The 16,983-nt window shown below is 66.1% G+C and carries 12 protein-coding genes and 1 pseudogene; 5 read left to right on the top strand and 8 right to left on the bottom strand.

Going from position 1 to position 16,983, the window contains the following annotated elements; genetic code table 11:
• Positions 1 to 188: 188 nt before the first annotated feature.
• The 4 genes from AC0ZLC_RS23210 to AC0ZLC_RS23195 all read right to left on the bottom strand — a co-directional run bounded on the left by AC0ZLC_RS23210 (position 189) and on the right by AC0ZLC_RS23195 (position 4,567).
• Positions 189 to 1,454 carry a tyrosine-type recombinase/integrase gene (locus AC0ZLC_RS23210; RefSeq protein ID WP_476753869.1) on the bottom strand — a complete coding sequence of 422 codons (1,266 nt, stop codon included), beginning with the start codon at positions 1,452 to 1,454 and terminating at the stop codon, positions 189 to 191.
• 72 nt (positions 1,455 to 1,526) lie between these two features.
• On the bottom strand, positions 1,527 to 1,772 hold the full coding sequence (locus AC0ZLC_RS23205; protein ID WP_476753868.1) for a helix-turn-helix domain-containing protein: 246 nt from the start codon (positions 1,770 to 1,772) through the stop codon (positions 1,527 to 1,529).
• A gap of 450 nt (positions 1,773 to 2,222) precedes the next feature.
• Positions 2,223 to 3,704: an ATP-binding protein gene (locus AC0ZLC_RS23200; RefSeq protein ID WP_476753867.1), complete on the bottom strand. Its 1,482-nt coding sequence runs from the start codon at positions 3,702 to 3,704 to the stop codon at positions 2,223 to 2,225.
• 2 nt (positions 3,705 to 3,706) lie between these two features.
• Entirely contained in the window at positions 3,707 to 4,567 is an 861-nt protein-coding gene (locus AC0ZLC_RS23195; RefSeq protein WP_476753866.1) for a bifunctional DNA primase/polymerase, read from the bottom strand.
• 279 nt (positions 4,568 to 4,846) lie between these two features.
• On the opposite strand from AC0ZLC_RS23195, the gene AC0ZLC_RS23190 reads away from it, so the two are divergent.
• A complete protein-coding gene (locus tag AC0ZLC_RS23190; RefSeq protein WP_476753865.1) occupies positions 4,847 to 5,215 on the top strand; it encodes a hypothetical protein in 369 nt (122 codons plus the stop codon).
• A 30-nt stretch (positions 5,216 to 5,245) separates the two neighbouring features.
• Here AC0ZLC_RS23190 and AC0ZLC_RS23185 read toward each other — a convergent pair whose 3' ends face one another.
• Positions 5,246 to 5,707, bottom strand: coding sequence for a hypothetical protein (locus AC0ZLC_RS23185; RefSeq protein ID WP_476753864.1), 462 nt, complete (start codon positions 5,705 to 5,707; stop codon positions 5,246 to 5,248).
• A gap of 203 nt (positions 5,708 to 5,910) precedes the next feature.
• Positions 5,911 to 7,671, bottom strand: a complete 1,761-nt coding sequence (locus AC0ZLC_RS23180) for an ATP-binding protein (protein ID WP_476753863.1) — start codon at positions 7,669 to 7,671, stop codon at positions 5,911 to 5,913.
• A gap of 50 nt (positions 7,672 to 7,721) precedes the next feature.
• On the opposite strand from AC0ZLC_RS23180, the pseudogene AC0ZLC_RS23175 reads away from it, so the two are divergent.
• Positions 7,722 to 8,279: pseudogene (locus AC0ZLC_RS23175) on the top strand (YdcF family protein); the annotation flags it as partial.
• 380 nt (positions 8,280 to 8,659) lie between these two features.
• On the opposite strand, the gene AC0ZLC_RS23170 reads toward AC0ZLC_RS23175, so the two are convergent.
• Positions 8,660 to 12,190 (bottom strand): NB-ARC domain-containing protein, encoded by a 3,531-nt coding sequence (locus AC0ZLC_RS23170; RefSeq protein ID WP_476753862.1) that lies wholly within the window; start codon positions 12,188 to 12,190, stop codon positions 8,660 to 8,662.
• A gap of 476 nt (positions 12,191 to 12,666) precedes the next feature.
• Positions 12,667 to 14,406, bottom strand: a complete 1,740-nt coding sequence (locus tag AC0ZLC_RS23165; RefSeq protein ID WP_476753861.1) for a dolichyl-phosphate-mannose--protein mannosyltransferase — start codon at positions 14,404 to 14,406, stop codon at positions 12,667 to 12,669.
• A gap of 62 nt (positions 14,407 to 14,468) precedes the next feature.
• On the opposite strand from AC0ZLC_RS23165, the gene rsmI reads away from it, so the two are divergent.
• The 3 genes from rsmI to AC0ZLC_RS23150 all read left to right on the top strand — a co-directional run bounded on the left by rsmI (position 14,469) and on the right by AC0ZLC_RS23150 (position 16,944).
• A complete protein-coding gene (gene rsmI, locus AC0ZLC_RS23160) occupies positions 14,469 to 15,326 on the top strand; it encodes a 16S rRNA (cytidine(1402)-2'-O)-methyltransferase (protein ID WP_476753860.1) in 858 nt (285 codons plus the stop codon).
• 229 nt (positions 15,327 to 15,555) lie between these two features.
• On the top strand, positions 15,556 to 15,969 hold the full coding sequence (locus tag AC0ZLC_RS23155; RefSeq protein WP_476753859.1) for a hypothetical protein: 414 nt from the start codon (positions 15,556 to 15,558) through the stop codon (positions 15,967 to 15,969).
• A 102-nt stretch (positions 15,970 to 16,071) separates the two neighbouring features.
• Positions 16,072 to 16,944: a TatD family hydrolase gene (locus AC0ZLC_RS23150; protein ID WP_476753858.1), complete on the top strand. Its 873-nt coding sequence runs from the start codon at positions 16,072 to 16,074 to the stop codon at positions 16,942 to 16,944.
• The last annotated feature ends 39 nt before the right edge of the window (positions 16,945 to 16,983 follow it).

The raw sequence follows: 16,983 nt of genomic DNA, 5'->3' as shown, positions 1-16,983 counted from the left end.
AAGCCGGGGGAGTGACGGGTGGGGAGGGTGTTTCCCGTTGTTAGACCCAGGTATCCAGCCACATCCGCGACCGCCAGTCGTCGATCGGGATGGCCGTGCCGGTGTAGATCGGCCAGAAGTAGATGAAGTCCGCGTAATCCAGCCTGACTGGCCCCCGACCAGGGCGTTTGCCTCTGGCCGGGGCCGTATCAGGCGGCTTGGGCCGTCTCTGGGCCGTGATCTTGTGGCGTGGACGCCAGAAAGAGGCTGTCGACGGCCTTTCGGGTCCGTCCCTCGCTGCTGGGCATCAGGTGCGTGTACGTCCGGAGCGTGAACCCCGGATCGCTGTGACCGAGGTACTGACTCAGGGCCCGGATGTTCTCGCCGGCGTCCAGCAGCACGGAGGCGTAGAAGTGCCTCAGCGCGTGCATGCCGTGTTCGGGGGCCGACGCGTATCGCGTGCCTGGCTTCCGGGCCGGGATGATGCCGGCGGCGGCCAGCGAGGCTTTCCAGTGGTGCTCGTTGAAGTTGCTCACGCGGACGTGATCGCCTTCTGGGCCGCTGAACAGCAGCCGCTTCGTCACGGGCGGTCCGTCCGGCGTACGCCACGGGAGTGTCACGTCGACAGGGGTGAACGCCTCCGAATGGTCGCGCAAGGCGTTGGCCACGGCCTTAGGAAGCGGCACGTCCCGCACCTTGCCGCCCTTCGGCAGGGCGAACACGTACTTCCCGCGGATGCGCTTGAGTTGATGGCCCACGGCCAGCCACCCGCCCTCAAAGTCGAGTTCTTCCACGGACAGACCGAAGATCTCACCCTGACGTAGTCCGCACCCCGCCCCGGCGTCCACGGTGGCCTGGTAGCGATAGGGAAGCGCCGCGCGTACGCCGAAGACCTGTGCGGCCGTCCATGGGTGGACACGTGGCTTTCCAGGCTTCGGCAGTTTCACGGTGCGGGCACGACAAGGATTCTTGCTCAACAGTCCGTCCTCGACCGCTGCACTCAGCGCTGCGGAGACTGTGCCGACGATGATCCGGCGGTGAGACTCGGCCGGCACGGTGACCTCCAGGGCGGAGATCCAGGCCCGGATGTGCTCCGGCTTGAACGAGCCGAGCGGACGCGTCCCGATGTGGGGGTAAGCGTGCAGGCGAAGCCGACGCTCGGCGGCTTCGCGGCTGTTGATCTCGCCCGTGTGTGCCTTGACCCAACGGTCCGCGTACTGCCGGAACGTGGTGCGGGCCATGCGTGGGTCGATGTACTGCCCGCGCGCCATGTCCGACTCGGTCTGCGCGAGCCACTGTTCCGCGAGGCGCTTCTGACGGTCGGGGAAACTTTTGCTCTTCTCGGTGCCGTCGGGGCCGATATAGCGGGCTCGGTAGCGGAGACCAGTGCCATAGCGGTCGGACTTGCTGCGGACGGTCTTGCCATTGGCGTCGTTCTCGGTCTTGAACCAGCGGTCCTGGATGTGGCCGGCCATGTGGCTTCTGTGTCTCCTCATGCAGAGGGGAGGACCACCGAGGTGGCCCTCCCGGGGACAGCGAATGAGGGTCTACGCCGCGTCAACCTCGGCGCGTTGCTGCTGAATGACGAATGCCTGGACGTCGGCGGGGTCGTACCGCACGTGCTTGCCGACCCGGAACCCGGCCGGACCAGTGCGCTTCTTACGCCACCGGTAGACGGTTTCGAGGGGGACGCCGAACATCTCGGCGATGTCGTCGGGGGTGAGGTACCGATCGGGTAGGCCGCCGCGCAGGGTGGCGCGGGGGTCGGGTTGAGCGGAACTGAGTCGGCCCATGGGGTTCCTCGGAGGGTGTGTCGTCTTTGGCATCGGGGGTGTCTCGGACTCCGTGTCTGTCCGAGGTTCGGATTTCTGCGTCACCCGCGCCATCAGCGTCATTTGGTGGTCTGACCTGCGGTTTTGGGTGACGCGGCGGATCGTGGCTGCGTCACCGCCGCGTCATCGGTTGCGTCATCGGGTGACGCAGGTGACGCAGGATGACGCAGAGAAACCCGTCTGCGTCACCGCTGTTGTCGCAGTTCAGGAGCCGTTTTCCGGCCGTGGTGACGCGGGTGACGCAGCGTCTTCCTACTTAGGACAAAGAAGAGGCTGCCTGTAGTACGTGGGTGCGCCTCAGAGCGTGAAGAAGGAGCCGCTGCGCGGCGCGACCTTTGGGGCGGCGTTCCGCCGAACAGCAAGAGGAGCACGTGCTCTTCTTGCTGTTCGCTTGTGCCTGCGGGTCGCGGGTCAGAACGCCTGCGTCTGTTCGTCCGGGGTCGGGGCCGGGGGCAGTGTGCGGGTCATTTCGAGGTAGCGGCCCGCCTTGGTGCGGCCCGCGTCGACCACAACGCGGCGAGCCGCCAGGGTGGGCTGGAGGCGCTTGAGCCGGTCCGAGAGGACTTTGCCGGTGGTCGGCCACCCCTTCGGCAGGGGACGGCAGCCCTCGCCGCTGTAGAGGCTGCTGAGGCACGCCAGCCACTCCGTGGACGTCATCCGCTGCGCGGCGCCGGGCTCGATCGTCTCGGCATGCAGAAGGACGGTCTGCGCGAGGAGGTCCCCCTCGATCACGTCGTCGTTCAAGTCGTCCAGACTCGCCCGGTACGCCCGCAGCGCCCCAAGACCGGTTGCCGCATCGAACTGCGCGCACAGGTGGGCGAAGTCCGCCATCCGCAGGTCCGTCGGGGTTTCTGCCTCCACGGCGCGGACCTTGACCGTCAGGTCCAGGAGCGAGCCGAGGACCACGGGCAGCACTTCCGCGTAGTCCGCCCACAGTTCGGCCTCGGTACGCCGGATCTTGGGACGCTCCAATCGCAGGGGCAGGAGCCGGTCCGCGAGGTCGGGCCGGATGACACCCACGTCGATCCCGGTCAGGAGCAGCGGCCGGCGGTAGCCGACGCGGAACACATCCCCATCGGTGAATAGCGCCCGCTTCACGCTCTCGGCTCCGGTCACGATGCAGCACATCGCGTCCGACAGATCCGGTGTCACGTGAGAGAGGTTGTCGAGCGCGGTGACCCATCCCGCCGCGACCGCTGCGATCAGGCTTTCCTCGTCCTTCGGCGCTCGGCGCAGGTCACCGCTCATCCCCTCAATGATCCGGGTGAGCATCCGGCCACCAGTGGACTTACCCGCGCCCTGCGGCCCGGTGAGGAATGGCGCGGGCACGGGCACCGAGGGCCCGAGACAGCCGATCAGCCACACGATGGCGAGGCATTCGGTTTCGGCGTTGGCGAAGTTGCACAGCCGCATCAGCAGGTCGATGCCCTTGCCGTCGGTGTCCTTGACCGGCAGGGGCAGTTCCCCGGTGAGCTGCGTGCGCCGCCAGCAGACTTCCCGGGGGTCGGGGGTGAGGATGTCCCAGCCTGAGGGGTGAATGCGGACGGACTTCCCGTCGTCGCGTCCCAGGTCCAACCACGTTGCTCCGTCGAACCCGGGGGCCACGCGGATGTGGACGGGTTGGACGTCCTCGGTGAGCGCGAGCGCTTCGATCAGGTCCAGCGCCTCTTTGAGCGCGGACCCGTTGAACGCGCCGCGGCCGTCCCGGTACAGGCCGACCATGAGTTCCTGGCGGTGGCTGCCGGTGGTGCCCTGGGAGCGGATCGGGCGGGCCACGGGGTGGCCCTTCTTCTGCGCGTACACGGTCCCGTCGGCAGTGCGGAAGTAGCGGAAGTGCTCTTGCGCGTAGTCCGCGATGACCTCCCGGGCGGGAGTCTTGTCGTCCTCAGCCATGGCTACAGTCCCAACGTGGTCAGGGCGTTGGTCCACGCGTCCGTGCAGTGCCGGGGCGATTCACCTCTGGCCTGAGCGGCGGTGAACAACCGCGCGGTGTGAGCCGCTGTGAGACAGCCGCACCGGCCGTGCGTGGACAGCACGGCGAGGAACGTCCGGTAGACGGTCGCGTGTACGGCCTCCCGGGCCTCGGTGATGCGCTGCTCCGCCATAGCGATCCCACGGTCCAAATAGATGGGCGTGCGATGCGGGCACTCTCCCCGGTGGGTGCTCAGGGGCACTGAGAGCGCCTGTGGCGCCCTACGAGCCGCGGAAGGTTGCTTTACCGCCAAGGCGCGCACAGCGTCGGGCAGAGCGGCCGTGACGCCGACGCCCGCCCCGAGCCAACGGGCGTATTGCATAAGAGACTTGATATCGACGCCGGGCCGTACGGCGTTGGCGGACTGCATGGTGCCTCGGTAGAGCCAGTGCTGGCCCCGGGTCGTCGGCACGGTCCGTGTGGCGGGCAGGCTGACACAGGCCCACGCGATGGCTTCCGCGTTGTCGAGATCCACGACCGTGAGGCCGGCGCCGCCGGGGTGGTAGGCCACGCCCGCGGCCTCCCGCCACGCCCGCCGCCATGACGTCGAGTTAATGACGGTCGGGTCGGTGGTGGCGGCGGCCCATCCGTGGCACGGGGCGGGGCATGTGCAGGGGCCGGGGGGCCTCATGTTCGGTCGGCCACCGCAGGCGTTCTTGGCGCAGGCCGGGCAGTTCCCGAACGGCACCTTCCCCGCTCGTAAGGGCAGCGGAGGCACGCCAGAGGCTGCGAGGGAGAGCGCGGTCGCGAGGTGGTCTCGCCGAATGTCGGTTGGTTGCGTCATGCTGGATGTCTCCAGTTCCGTGAGTGGATTGGGTGGCAAGGGCGGCCCTGTTCATTGGCGTGAGGGGGGCCGTCCTTGCGTTGCTGGGTGTCTGAAAAGTTGCTCCTTGCTTTCGAGCATCTAGACGGCGTGTAGGGGGTCTCGTAGCCTCCGTGCATGGAGTGGGGGACTCTGGCAGTCGCTGCGGTAGGCGCCTCTTTCGGCATAGGGGCGACGGTGATAACCGATGCTCTTCGCTCTCGGCGTGAAAGGCAGCAGCGGTGGGCGGACGCGAAACACGTGACCTATGCCAGGTTTCTGGCGGCGCTGACCCAGGCTCACAGTCGGATGACGGTGGCAGCTACCAGCGGGGAGGCTGGGCTCGCCCGTGAACGGGCAGTTCACGGCGCCTTATTCAGTGATCCGCAAAACTCCGATGCCAAATCCGTGTTGCGGGAGGTGGCTATAACGGCGCCTGATCACGTTTATCGAGCTGCTGACGCGGTCTACCACCAACTGCGGGCCGCGCGCGACCTTCTGAGCTCGGAAACGGTGAATTTTCAGACCCCGGAATACCGAGAGGCTATCTCTTTGTTCTTTACGAACTTAGACGCCCTGCAACGGCTTATGCGCAACGATTTGCAGCCGCCAGCCAGCCGTCGCTCGTAGGCGCCGAAGCAAGGTAGCCGCGTCCCCGCATTAGCTGTGGAAGTGGTTGCGTTTGATGACGGCCTTGCGGATGTTGACCGTTGTTCCGCCCCGGTGACTGCTCATGCTGAAGACCTGCACGGCGATCCAACCGCCGAAGATCACTGCGGCCAGCGTGATCAGTTGCGTAATGAGCGCGGTGAGTGCGGTGATGAACGTCGTCAGGAGCAGCAGGCCGCCGCACACCGCGAGGAAGCCGACACCGCCCAGGGCGACGTTCACGGCCGCGCGGGACACGGGCGGTTTGGCGAGCGGCTCGGGTGGGGCATTGTCGATGGCGTAGCCGGTGACGACGCGGCCGTCCGGCAGGACGATGCTCGCCACACTCGGAACGGCGTTCGCCTGTGCCGCAACGGCGGGCGCCGGCATGGCCACAGCGGGCGGAAGCGGGGTCGGCTGGTGGACTTCCACGGCCCGCTGTGCGGGCACGTGCGGAGAGTGCTCGGGGTACATGCGGAATCCCTTCGGAACGTTGGCCGGGGAGGTAGCGGCACCCCCTTCGGGGTGCCGTGTGGAGGGGCGTTTCGGGGTCTGAGCAGGCAGGCTCCCCGCCTCCCCGAAACGGTGTTTTCGCTGATCAACGCGGGGGAGGTGGCTCGGGGAGGGGGTTGGGGAGTTCTCCCCGCCTCCCCGGACCGGGCGGCTGTTCCTCCCCGCTACTGGGCGGCGGAAGCGGAACCGTCCTCGTCGCGGTTGGCGAGCGCTCGGGCGACATGGTCGCGGTGGACGACCATGACACCGTGGGACTTCTTCGGCTCCTCGCCGTGTTCCTCCAACAGGCTCTTGAGGCGGTCGTTGGTCCACTGGTCGCCGTAGACCTTCGGGGCCAGGGCGTGCAGCCGCTTGAGGATCTCGTTGGTCCGCAGCCGGGGCGCGTCGCCGATGACGGTGGCGACGTCGGCGAGCGCGTCGCGCTCCTCGGCCGGGTCGACCACGCGCAGGGTGGTGACTCCGTCGCGCAGGGCCTTGGCCCGGTCGGCGATGGCCTTGGCGTCCTCATCGCCGATGAAGTGTGTGCGTACGGTGATGGACGACTGGCCCTTGGGGATCTCGATGCCGTCGGAGGCGACGACCAGGGTTCCCTTGTCCAGGCCCTGGCGGAGCAGGTGCGGGGCCGCGCCGCCGTTGACGGCCTTCTCACCGAGGGGCATGACGGCTTGCGCTTCGGTGCCCAGTGCGAGCGAGGCGCGGGTGTGCGCGCCCTCGCGGACCAGCTTGGGAAGGTTCTGGTCGGTGGGGTCCTGCGTCCCCTCGTACATGAGCACGTCGACCACGCGGCCCTGGTTGTGGACCTTGCGGACGGCCATGAAGTAGCGGGAGGTGGCTTTGGATCCGCCGTAGGGGCGCTTCTCGTCGTCCACGGCCGGGCACATGAACGCCACCTGCGCCTCATCCACGATGCCGATCAGCGGATCGAACACCACGGTGGGGTCGGCCTGCCGCTCCGCGATGCGCCGGTTCATCTCCTCGACCAGGCCCTCAACCATCTTCGTCGCCTCGATCACGTGCTCATCGGTCGGCCCCTGGATGAGGACGGCGGCGAGCCCGTCGAACATGGCCCAGTCACCCGCGCCCTTGAGGTCAGCGACCCGGAACTCAACTCGCCGATCCAGCGCCGCCCACAGGGCCAACGACCGGAGCGCGGCCGTCTTGCCCTGATTGGACAAGCCCGTGATCAACAGGTGGCGCTGGTAGAGGCTCAGGGCCGCCGCGTCCCCGCGCAGGTCCTGCCCCCAAGGGGCGCGGCCCTTGATGTAGTCGGCGGTCATCGTCTCGTCGGTGACCAGCGGAGACGGGCCAATCGGCTCGTCCAGCGCCCCCGAGTCGGCGATCCACAGCCGGACCGTCCGCGCGGCCTGCGGGATGACGATGAACACTTCGTGTTCGTGCCGCGTGAGGTTCTCGGCAAGCTTCCTGCGCTTGCTCTGTACCTCGTTCGTCGCCACACCCGAGGGAAGCGTGACGTCCACCTCGACGCCGCATCCGGCGATCCGGATCGGCCCGAGCATTGAGGCGCCGGCGTCGCCCATTTCCTTGATGGCGTTGCGCAGCGCCGGCACTCCGAGGTCGCGCAGAGCCTTGACCACGATGGACGGGGTGATCGGCTCCCCCTCGCTGCTGCGGACGTTGGCGGGCAGGGCCCAGGCGGGGGCGGCGTGCTGTTTGCGGCCGACCGACCACAGCGCCAGCAGAGCCAGGAACGGGCCGATCGTGAGCGCCGGACCCCACACGACCTGCACGATCCGGATCAGCAAGGCGATGAAGTCGATGGTCGCGGACAGCGGGGTGATGACGTCCCCGACCTTGCCCGTGTTGATGGCCATCACGACTTCGAGAGCGACCAGCACACCGACGCTCATCCCGGCGCCGACGGCCACGCCTTTGGCGGCCTCCACGGGTGAGTGGAGCAGGTCCATGCGGCGGTGGTGGCGGGCGGCGCGGAAGCGCTGCAACCGCTCCTTCCACTCTCGGCGTCGCGGACACAACCGCCGATCTCTACCGCCGGGGCATGATGCCGCTGACCGTCTTCACCGGGGCGACCAGCCGCACCACACGGGACCGCATGCCGCGAGGCGAGGCGGAGCACTACCGCGAGCGGGCGATGGAACTGGGGGTGCCTGCTGACGCCATCCTCGTGGAGCCGAGGGCTCGGAACACAGGCGAGAACATCCGCTTCTCGCGCGCACTGCTGGAAGAGCACCAGGTCGCGGTGTCGTCCGTCCTGCTGGTCAGCAAGCCGTACGAGGAACGGCGGGCCTACGCAACCGCACGGAAACTATGGCCCGAAGTTGAGTGGGTCAGCGCGTCCACACCTATGACCCTGGCTGAGTACGTCGACTCGATCGGAGACGCACGCCTGGTCATCGACATGCTAGCCGGCGCGCAGCAGCGGCTCATGCTCTACCCGCGACAGGGATTCATGATTGAGCAGTTTGTGCCTGAGGACGTGGCCTCGGCGTACGAGCGCCTACGCGACGCCGGGTTCACAAGCCGACTCATGGCGGATACCGCAGAGAGGAAGTGACGACATCACGGGAGCTCTGTGAGGTCTGCGGCGCATCGCGCACGCTATCCGGGGTGATTAGCGCAGGTCACGCTAGATGAAGAGCGGAGAACCGGCTGGTTGAAAACTGTCGTGTCCTTAGCTCGGTACAACTTTTCCACTCCGTCAACGCCAGACCACTGCGCCTGCAGGCATGAAGGGGATACATCCTCCGAGATGGGGGTGGTCAGCTCAACGGCTTCAGGCAGCCATTTTGGGGCGAGCCCCGAAGACCATGGCCCCAACGTCGCGCCCTGCCGGGCAGGTCCCTAGGGCTGCCCGACGCGCCCCTAGCCTACGGGCCATAATCACTCGCCCGAAGCAAGTTCCAGCCCAAAGCCGTTCGCCAACCTCACCGTGGCCTACTTCCGCCGCTTTCGCCCCTTTTTGGGCGTGCGAGCCTGTCCACGATTTTTCTTCACATGCGGTGGGACCACTTGTGAGCCGCCCCATCGCACGAGTGCGCCACACAGGATCCCCTCTCGCGCCGCTTCTGCAAAGTTCGTGGCCGGAACATCCCTAGCCTCGTCTCGTTCCAAATGAAGGTCAAATCCGAATCCGTAGATGATCCGGACTTGCCCGCTCACATTCGCTGCACTTATCCAGTCCCGGGATGGCTTCTCCCGCGCGACAGCCCAGAGCCCGCCCTGACCGTCGACTAGCGTGACTTCATCACCGCTAGATTTCAGGAGCCATCCGGGTGAAAAGCGGAACATTTGACTCCGGTGACGAGCGTCGTGGAATCCGGCAGCACAGATAGCAAATACCTGCATCTCAATTTTTTCGCCGGTGTCCCTATGCATGGAACCAAGCATGTAGCGCGGTTCAATGATCGCCACCGGGGCCTCGGATGCCCCGACAAATTCTCTTCCATCCTCCCCCAGAGCTGTAAGTAAACAGTCAAACTCTGCGGCGGAAATAAGTTGGCACCTGGCTCTGGTGTCAGCAGCAGCCCGCATTAACTTTTTCGGGTCGGTTATATGGTTCGAGGGAACTTCTTTCGTCCTTCCCCGGACTCGGGACACTGCCGCACCTGCTGCTAGCACCCAGGCCACGTCGGACGCTTCTCCGGAATCGAAATCCTGTGGATCTAAACCGTCAAATTTTTCCTCGAAGCCTGCTGTTCCATTTTGGATGTACGCAGCCAGGGCCTCCAGGAGGATGAATCTGCTTTTTTCTGATTCTCGAACGATTCCGCTCTTTAGGTGTTCGGAATCAACGACCGACATGACCTTTGACAGTAGTGTCAAGGCATCGGCGGCGCCGAAGATTCCCCAGTGCATCGCACAATGGAGCCCCACATTGTGGACCATAAGGAATACTGAGGTGTGATAAATCGTGTGCTTGTCAAATAGGGGCGCTAGGTCCTGAAACGCTGCTGCTGCTTCATCCCACAGCTGGTCAAGAACCAGAGCTTCAACCAGCAGCCGTCGGAGCTCCACTATCGGGGCCGTGACGGCTCTTTCCCAGCTAGCTAGCTCTTCCTTGGCGAGGGCGATGGCTTCACCAGTTTTTTGCTCGGCTATTAGCTTGCCCACTTCGAAAGCAACCGTAATACTGCGTGAGGCTGGTGTCTCCGGCAGCCTATGCAGGAGATCGGAAAAATCCTCTGCCAGCTCAGAGATAGCTGGCGCTTCGTGCCCAATGAGAATTGCCTGCTGAAGCGTGAACGCGCACTCTGCCGCCAGGAAGGCCGCACTGCCTTGGTCTTCTTGCGCAAGTCGTTGCACGTAATCGAGCACAAGGGTTAGGTGACTAAGCGGAGAGTCCTCCTGGCGTTGCGCCAAATTAGGGTTATTCAGGAGGAGTGTTGCAAGTGAAATCCTGGTTTGAATGCAAAGAAGTTCGTTAGCGTCGGTAATTGTTCCAAGCCAGTCGAGTTCCAGATTGAAGAGCTCGAAGGATAGCCTCTCATTGCCTCGTGAATGATGAAAAGATCCTAGGTTTCCCAGGAGAAGAGCGGTATGGTTTGATCTGACATTTAACGTTCTCGCGTGGTGTGCAAGCTCGCCCGCATGGATTGACAACTCGTGTGCGCGAAGCCCAACCCCATGGTCTAGCGCCTCGCGGAGCCATCTTTCAGTGTGAAATGCCGCCTGCGACAACAAGTCCGGCAAGGGAGAATTTACGCTGAAGATCCTTCTTAGGATCTCTTGGACTACCGAATTGAAAGTGACGGTATCGTCGGCTCTGCGGTTCGATTTTTCGTTCAGACGTTCTAGTGGTGCATCGTAACGGACGAAAGAGACGCGAGTGAGTAGCCTGATGACCTCTCTAACGGGGAGATCCGAACCATACTCATCGACTATCAGGCCGCCGGAATCCTCTTCTACCTCATCCGGGTGAACGAGGGCTGACACGGTCGCAAGATGAATGGGGATTCGATGCGGACTAAAATAGCAGGAAACGCCCACTATCTGGATGAGAGCATGCCGCATTGCTTCATCCTCGTATCGGGCAAGTTCGGCAATGTGATGCATGCTTAGGTGAATGGCTGCCACGAGCGTCCGAGGATAGCCGCGTGGAACTGAAAGCGAATCGCCAAGTGCACGCCTTTTCAGGGAATCAAGATATTCGCCAGCATCATGAAGGGGCATGTTGCAGCTTTCAATGTAGCCGCATGCGAGCTCCAGTGCTAATGGCCAACATTCAAGGCCAAGAGCGAGCGAATGGATCTTCTGGTCTTCGCCGGATTGCACCCCCAGACGGTTGCGTATTAGCGAGGTGGCCTCGTCGATACTCATGGAGCCGACGGATACCTTACTGTAGCTTCGACTCCAGGCAGCGCTATCTGTTGATGTAGCGAGAACATCGCCCCTGCCTAGAGTCGGCAGCCAATCGTAAACCTCCTGAGGCCTTGCGTCATCGAAGACCATCAGCCATCGGCCAGGCAGAGCAGCGAGCAGCGAATGTACCTGCTCCTTAATAAGAGACGCGTCCTCGGTGGCACTGTTGATATCTGATGCTCGCGTTAGATGTGCAGCCACCTTGCGGAACGACATCGCGAGGGACTCTTGAGACCCAGCCTCAATCCAAAGAATCAAATCGTATTTATATGCGTTCTTTGCCAAGTATGCCGACGCCAGGCTCGATTTACCGATGCCTGATAATCCAGTCAGTACGCAAGTGCGCACGGCCCTTCCGTCGGGCAGTTCGGGAAATGCTGATTCTATTCCTTTAAGCAGGGGCGGGCGGTTCACGTCCGGCACTGGAGTTACCGGCCCGTAGATAGCCCCCCAATCTTGCCGGCCCAGCGCTTGGAGTAGCGCCTCATCCTCAATCAGAGATTCTCGCCTGAAATCGGACAGGAGCCATGCGCTTGCATCTGATGCAGCCCTTACATGGATTTCATCCAGGAGATATCCAACCAGAAGCCCTGCTGATCGTTCTCCCATACCGGCCCTGTGGCGGTTTCTGTACGAGCGCACGTAGTGATAGAGGCTAGATCTGATTTCGGCATCAGTGCGAGGATCAAATATGATGCGCGCCCGCTTTAGCCGTAGCATCTCCTCAGGTGACAACTCGTGCAGCAAGGCTAAGCTTTTTTGGGACCTTGAAAGAACTTTTTCTAGTTCTTCCTGCAGATCGGGAATCGAGGCTGAAAGTCGCAGGATATCTATCAAGGTAGAGCACTGGCGATCAGGGATCATGTTCGTGATCAGTTCATAGCGCTGAGATGCGCCGGAACGCACCAACCGAGCCAGTACCGTGAAGGAGGAGTGGGCACTCGTCGTACGTCCGGGGCCACCGCTCTTGACTTGGGCTGCAACTAAACAGTTTCCGGAACTGTCGGTTAGGTCGAAGTCGACAATCTCTTTTTCGTTGGTTGAGGTTGAGTTGAGCTCTGGCCCCTCTATTCGGCAAAGATGGGCCTCATCACTTGCTGTGATCATGGCTTCCAGGGTTCGCATGTACTGAAAACGGAAGCCTCGCGCAGCAGCCCGTCCGCCATCCAATTTCTACCCCTGTCGCATCCGACGCCTTGTCGAAAATGCTACACATGAGCCGGCTCTTCCGGTATCCCAGCGGGCTCACTGCGAACCGATGCTCCATTGCGGGTGTCCAGACCGGGCGTTGCCGTGTGAGCCGTACGAGCCATTGGTTAGGTATGCCGCCGAGGCGAGTCCTAGCCCTCGACCGTCCGGGGTCGGCCTGCGCTGACGGTTGGCGCCCGTCTGACGTTCGTCCAACGCGCCGGGAGCCGCACGGAGTGAGCGTGTAATGGCGTGGCAATGCCGATAGTCCACTCCACAGCCTGGCTCCGGGCCGTCCTGGGGCCGTGCGAAGAGGGCCAACGACGACCATCTGCGGCCAACAACGACCGACGGGGCCCGGCAGCGTGCCGGGCCCCGTCGATACGTCTGTGCAGCTAGACCCAGGTATCCAGCCACATCCGCGACCGCCAGTCGTCGATCGGGATGGCCGTGCCGGTGTAGATCGGCCAGAAGTAGATGAAGTTCCAGGCGATCAGGAGGACCAGGACGCCCGCTGCGGCGGCGCCCGCGACGCGGCGGCGTTCACTGGATCCCGGGGGGCCGAGGAGCGCGCCGATCAGCATGGCGACGGCCAGGCAGAGGAACGGCACGAACACGACGGCGTAGAAGAAGAAGATCGTGCGTTCCTGGTACTTGAACCAGGGGAGATACCCGGCGGCGACGGCGCAGGCGATCGCGCCCGCCCGCCAGTCGCGGCGGAACGCCCAGCGCCACAGCACGTACAGGACCGCGAAGCACGCCGCCCACCACAGCAGCGGGGTGCCCAGCGCGAGGACCTCGCGGGCGCACTTCTCGCCGGCGTCGGCCGGGCAGCCGTCCTTGCCGGGCGCCGGGGACTCGTAGAAGTACGAGACGGGACGGCCGGTGACCAGCCAGCTCCACGGGTTCGACTGGTAGGTGTGCGGCGACGAGAGGCCCACGTGGAACTTGTAGACCTCGTGCTCGTAGTGCCACAGGCTGCGCAGCCAGTCCGGCAGCATCGTCCAGTTGCCGCCCTTGCCGTCGGTCGCGGCCCAGTTGCGGAAGTAGCCGCCGCTGCCGTCGGCGGGGGAGAGGATCCAGCCGGTCCAGGAGGCCAGGTAGACGACGACGGCGACCGGCACCGTGGCCAGGAAGGTGATGCCGGTGTCGTGCTTGAGGACGGCCGAGTACGGATGGCGGGCGCCCGCGACGCGACGCGAGCCGACGTCCCACAGGACGGCCAGCACGCAGAACGCGGCCAGCACGTAGAGGCCGTTCCACTTCGTGCCGATGGCCAGGCCCAGCAGCACGCCGGCCCCCCAGCGCCAGGGACGCCAACCGAGGCGGACGGACTCGGCCGTGTGCTGGTCGGGGCGCACGACACCGTCCTGGTCGGCCGGGAGCGCCGCGGCCAGCCGCGTGCGCGCCTTGTCCCGGTCGACCACCAGACAGCCGAAGGCCGCCAGCACGAAGAACATCAGCACGCCGTCCAGCAGCGACGTACGGCTCATCACGAAGTGCAGCCCGTCCACCGCCAGCAGCGCGCCCGCGAGGCACCCGAGGAACGTGGAGCGGAAGAGCCGGCGGCCGATCCGGCACACCAGCAGCACGGACAGCGTGCCGAGCAGCGCCGTCATGAAGCGCCAGCCGAACGGATCGAAGCCGAACATCATCTCGCCGAGCCCGATGACGTACTTGCCGACCGGCGGGTGCACCACGTACGCGGCGTCCGTGGGGACGGACACGTGGCCGTTGCCCTGGAGGATCAGGTCGTTGGCGTCCTTGGCCCAGTTGACCTCGTAACCGCGGTGGACCAGTGCCCAGGCGTCCTTGGCGTAGTACGTCTCGTCGAATATCACCGCCCTCGGGCCGCCCAGGTTCCAGAACCGCATCAGCCCGGCCAGCAGGGTCACGAGCAGCGGACCGCCCCACCCCGACCAGCGCGTGACGCGTTCGGCGACCTCGTGGCGCAGCCCGAACGCGGCCCAGACGCGCGGGCTGGGCGCCGCGTACGGCGGCACGAGGCGGTCGCGGACATCACTTCCGGGCTTCGCCGAATAGCCGAAGCGCCGCAGCCGCTGCTGCCACGACGGCCGCTGCTCTTCGGTGGCCCGGCCCTGCCGGGTGTCCGTGGAGGACGCGGTACTGGTCACCGCGCCATCGTAGGGAACGTCTCTGTGGGAGTCCCGTCCCCGGGCCCTGCGAGGATGGAAACGTGACAGGAACCCTTGTACTGGCAGGCACCCCCATCGGCGACGTGACCGACGCTCCGCCCCGGCTCGCGAAGGAGCTGGCGACCGCGGACGTCGTGGCCGCCGAGGACACGCGACGGCTGCGCAGGCTCGCGCAGGCCCTGGACGCGCTGCCGACGGGGCGGGTGGTCTCGTACTTCGAGGGGAACGAGGCGGCCCGCACCCCGGAGCTGGTCGAGGCGCTGGTCGGCGGGGCCCGGGTGCTGCTGGTGACCGACGCCGGGATGCCGTCCGTCTCCGACCCGGGCTACCGCCTGGTCGCCGCCGCCGTCGAGAAGGACATCAAGGTCACCGCCGTGCCCGGCCCGTCCGCGGTGCTCACCGCGCTCGCGCTGTCCGGGCTGCCCGTCGACCGGTTCTGCTTCGAGGGCTTCCTGCCGCGGAAGGGGGGCGAACGCCTGTCCCGGCTGCGGGAGGTCGCCGAGGAGCGCCGCACCCTCGTGTACTTCGAGGCGCCGCACCGCCTCGACGACACCCTCGCCGCCATGGCGGAGGTGTTCGGCGAGGGGCGCCGGGCCGCCGTCTGCCGCGAACTGACGAAGACGTACGAGGAGGTCAAGCGCGGCCCGCTGGGCGAGCTGGCCGCCTGGGCCGCCGAGGGGGTGCGCGGCGAGATCACCGTGGTCGTCGAGGGCGCCCCCGAGAAGGGCGCCGGGGACCTGGACGCCGGCGAACTGGTGCGCAGGGTGCGGGTGCGCGAGGAGGCGGGGGAGCGGCGCAAGGAGGCGATCGCCGCCGTGGCCGCCGAGGCGGGGATTCCCAAGCGGGAGGTCTTCGATGCCGTCGTGGCGGCAAAGAACGCGGAGCGCGGCGCCCCATAGGCGGGCAAAGGACGGCCGGGAAAGGCAAAGCCCGGCCGGGCTCCGGGGGGCGCTGCGGCAAGGAAGGGCCAAGACGGATCCAACACTCGGCAGGTCTGCTGCGTCCGCGCCGGGAGAGGCGTCCACTGGTCGCAGGGGCGCACCCGCCCCTCGCCTTCGGGGGCGCAGTGGGGAGTCGGCTCCCCCTCCCGCGACGGAGGCGCTCGTCCGGCGGACAAGAGGAGCTGGAATGAGTGAGATCGCAGGGCGGACCGGCCGGGGCACCCCGGCGGCCGACGTCGTCCACGAGTCGTATTCCTTCGCCTGCATGCGCTGCGGGCACGGCTGGGAGCAGTCGTACGAGATCGAGCACCACCGCGACGCCGAGGGCGCCGCGTTCGTGACCTACCTCGCCGACGGTCTGGTGGTGCCGTCGCCGCTGAGCCGGCCGACCTGCCTGAACTGCGACAACCATCTGGTGCGCATCATGCGCGCCGGACAGGTGTCCTCGGCGCTGAACTCCCTGCGGCGGCAGCCGCCCGCGCTGCCCCGGCAGGCATCGGCGGAACCCGCCGGCCCGGACCACGCGCCCGAGCCCGAGGAGCAGCACCACTGGCACTTCTCGGACCTGCTGCACCCCTTCCACCACCGCAGGGCGATCTGATCCCCTCCCTGACGGGCGGGCGAGCCGGTGCCTCCGTGGCACGCGGGCCGATCCGCCGACCGTGACGACAGGCCGGGCGTGCCCCCTTCGTAGGATCGGGGCATGCCCTCCCATACCGAAGCCCCGCCCCTGCCGGCACCGCTGCGCGTGGCCGTCGCCGACTCGCACACCCACCTCGACATGCAGTCCGGCACGGTCGAGGAAGGCCTCGCCAAGGCCGCGTCGGTCGGTGTGACCACCGTCGTCCAGGTCGGCTGCGACGTGCACGGCTCCCGGTGGGCGGCGCAGACCGCCCTGGAGCACGACGCCGTCCACGCGTCCGTCGCACTCCACCCCAACGAGGCGCCCCGCATCGTGCACGGCGATCCCGGCGGAGGGGGGTCCCGCCAGGGCGCGCGCACCGCGGGCGGTGACGCCGCTCTGGACGAGGCCCTCGCCGAGATCGACCGGCTGGCCGCCCTGCCCCAGGTCAAGGGCGTCGGCGAGACCGGCCTCGACTACTTCCGCACCGGCCCCGAGGGCAAGGCGGCCCAGGAGCGCTCCTTCCGCGCCCACATCGAGATCGCCAAGCGGCACGGCAAGGCCCTGGTCATCCACGACCGCGAGGCCCACGCCGACGTGCTGCGCGTCCTCAAGGAGGAGGGCGCCCCGGAGCGGACGGTCTTCCACTGCTACTCGGGCGACGCGGCGATGGCCGAGGTCTGCGCCCGCGCCGGGTACTTCATGTCCTTCGCCGGCAACATGACCTTCAAGAACGCCCAGCCGCTGCGCGACGCGCTCGCCGCCGCCCCGCTGGAACTGGTCCTGGTGGAGACCGACGCGCCGTTCCTGACCCCGGCGCCGTACCGCGGACGGCCCAACGCCCCGTATCTCGTTCCGGTCACGGTCCGTGCGATGGCGGCGGTGCGGGGCATCGGCGAGGACGCGCTGGCGACAGCGCTGGCAGCGAACACGGCCCGCGCGTTCGATTACTGACCCATAACGCTTCCAGGGGCTTCTCCCGGTCCCACCTCG

The organism is Streptomyces sp. GLSS-08 (assembly GCF_056387915.1).
Note: the sequence above shows the minus strand (reverse complement) of the source record. Positions and strands in the feature narration are given on the sequence as shown.

Excerpts from the sequence above, each read along its gene's own strand:
- AC0ZLC_RS23210 (WP_476753869.1), bottom strand. The coding sequence starts at position 1,454 with ATGGCCGGCCACATCCAGGACCGCTGGTTCAAGACCGAGAACGACGCC.
- AC0ZLC_RS23205 (WP_476753868.1), bottom strand. The coding sequence starts at position 1,772 with ATGGGCCGACTCAGTTCCGCTCAACCCGACCCCCGCGCCACCCTGCGC.
- AC0ZLC_RS23200 (WP_476753867.1), bottom strand. The coding sequence starts at position 3,704 with ATGGCTGAGGACGACAAGACTCCCGCCCGGGAGGTCATCGCGGACTAC.
- AC0ZLC_RS23195 (WP_476753866.1), bottom strand. The coding sequence starts at position 4,567 with ATGACGCAACCAACCGACATTCGGCGAGACCACCTCGCGACCGCGCTC.
- AC0ZLC_RS23185 (WP_476753864.1), bottom strand. The coding sequence starts at position 5,707 with ATGTACCCCGAGCACTCTCCGCACGTGCCCGCACAGCGGGCCGTGGAA.
- AC0ZLC_RS23180 (WP_476753863.1), bottom strand. The coding sequence starts at position 7,671 with ATGGACCTGCTCCACTCACCCGTGGAGGCCGCCAAAGGCGTGGCCGTC.
- AC0ZLC_RS23170 (WP_476753862.1), bottom strand. The coding sequence starts at position 12,190 with ATGATCACAGCAAGTGATGAGGCCCATCTTTGCCGAATAGAGGGGCCA.
- AC0ZLC_RS23155 (WP_476753859.1), top strand. The coding sequence starts at position 15,556 with ATGAGTGAGATCGCAGGGCGGACCGGCCGGGGCACCCCGGCGGCCGAC.
- AC0ZLC_RS23150 (WP_476753858.1), top strand. The coding sequence starts at position 16,072 with ATGCCCTCCCATACCGAAGCCCCGCCCCTGCCGGCACCGCTGCGCGTG.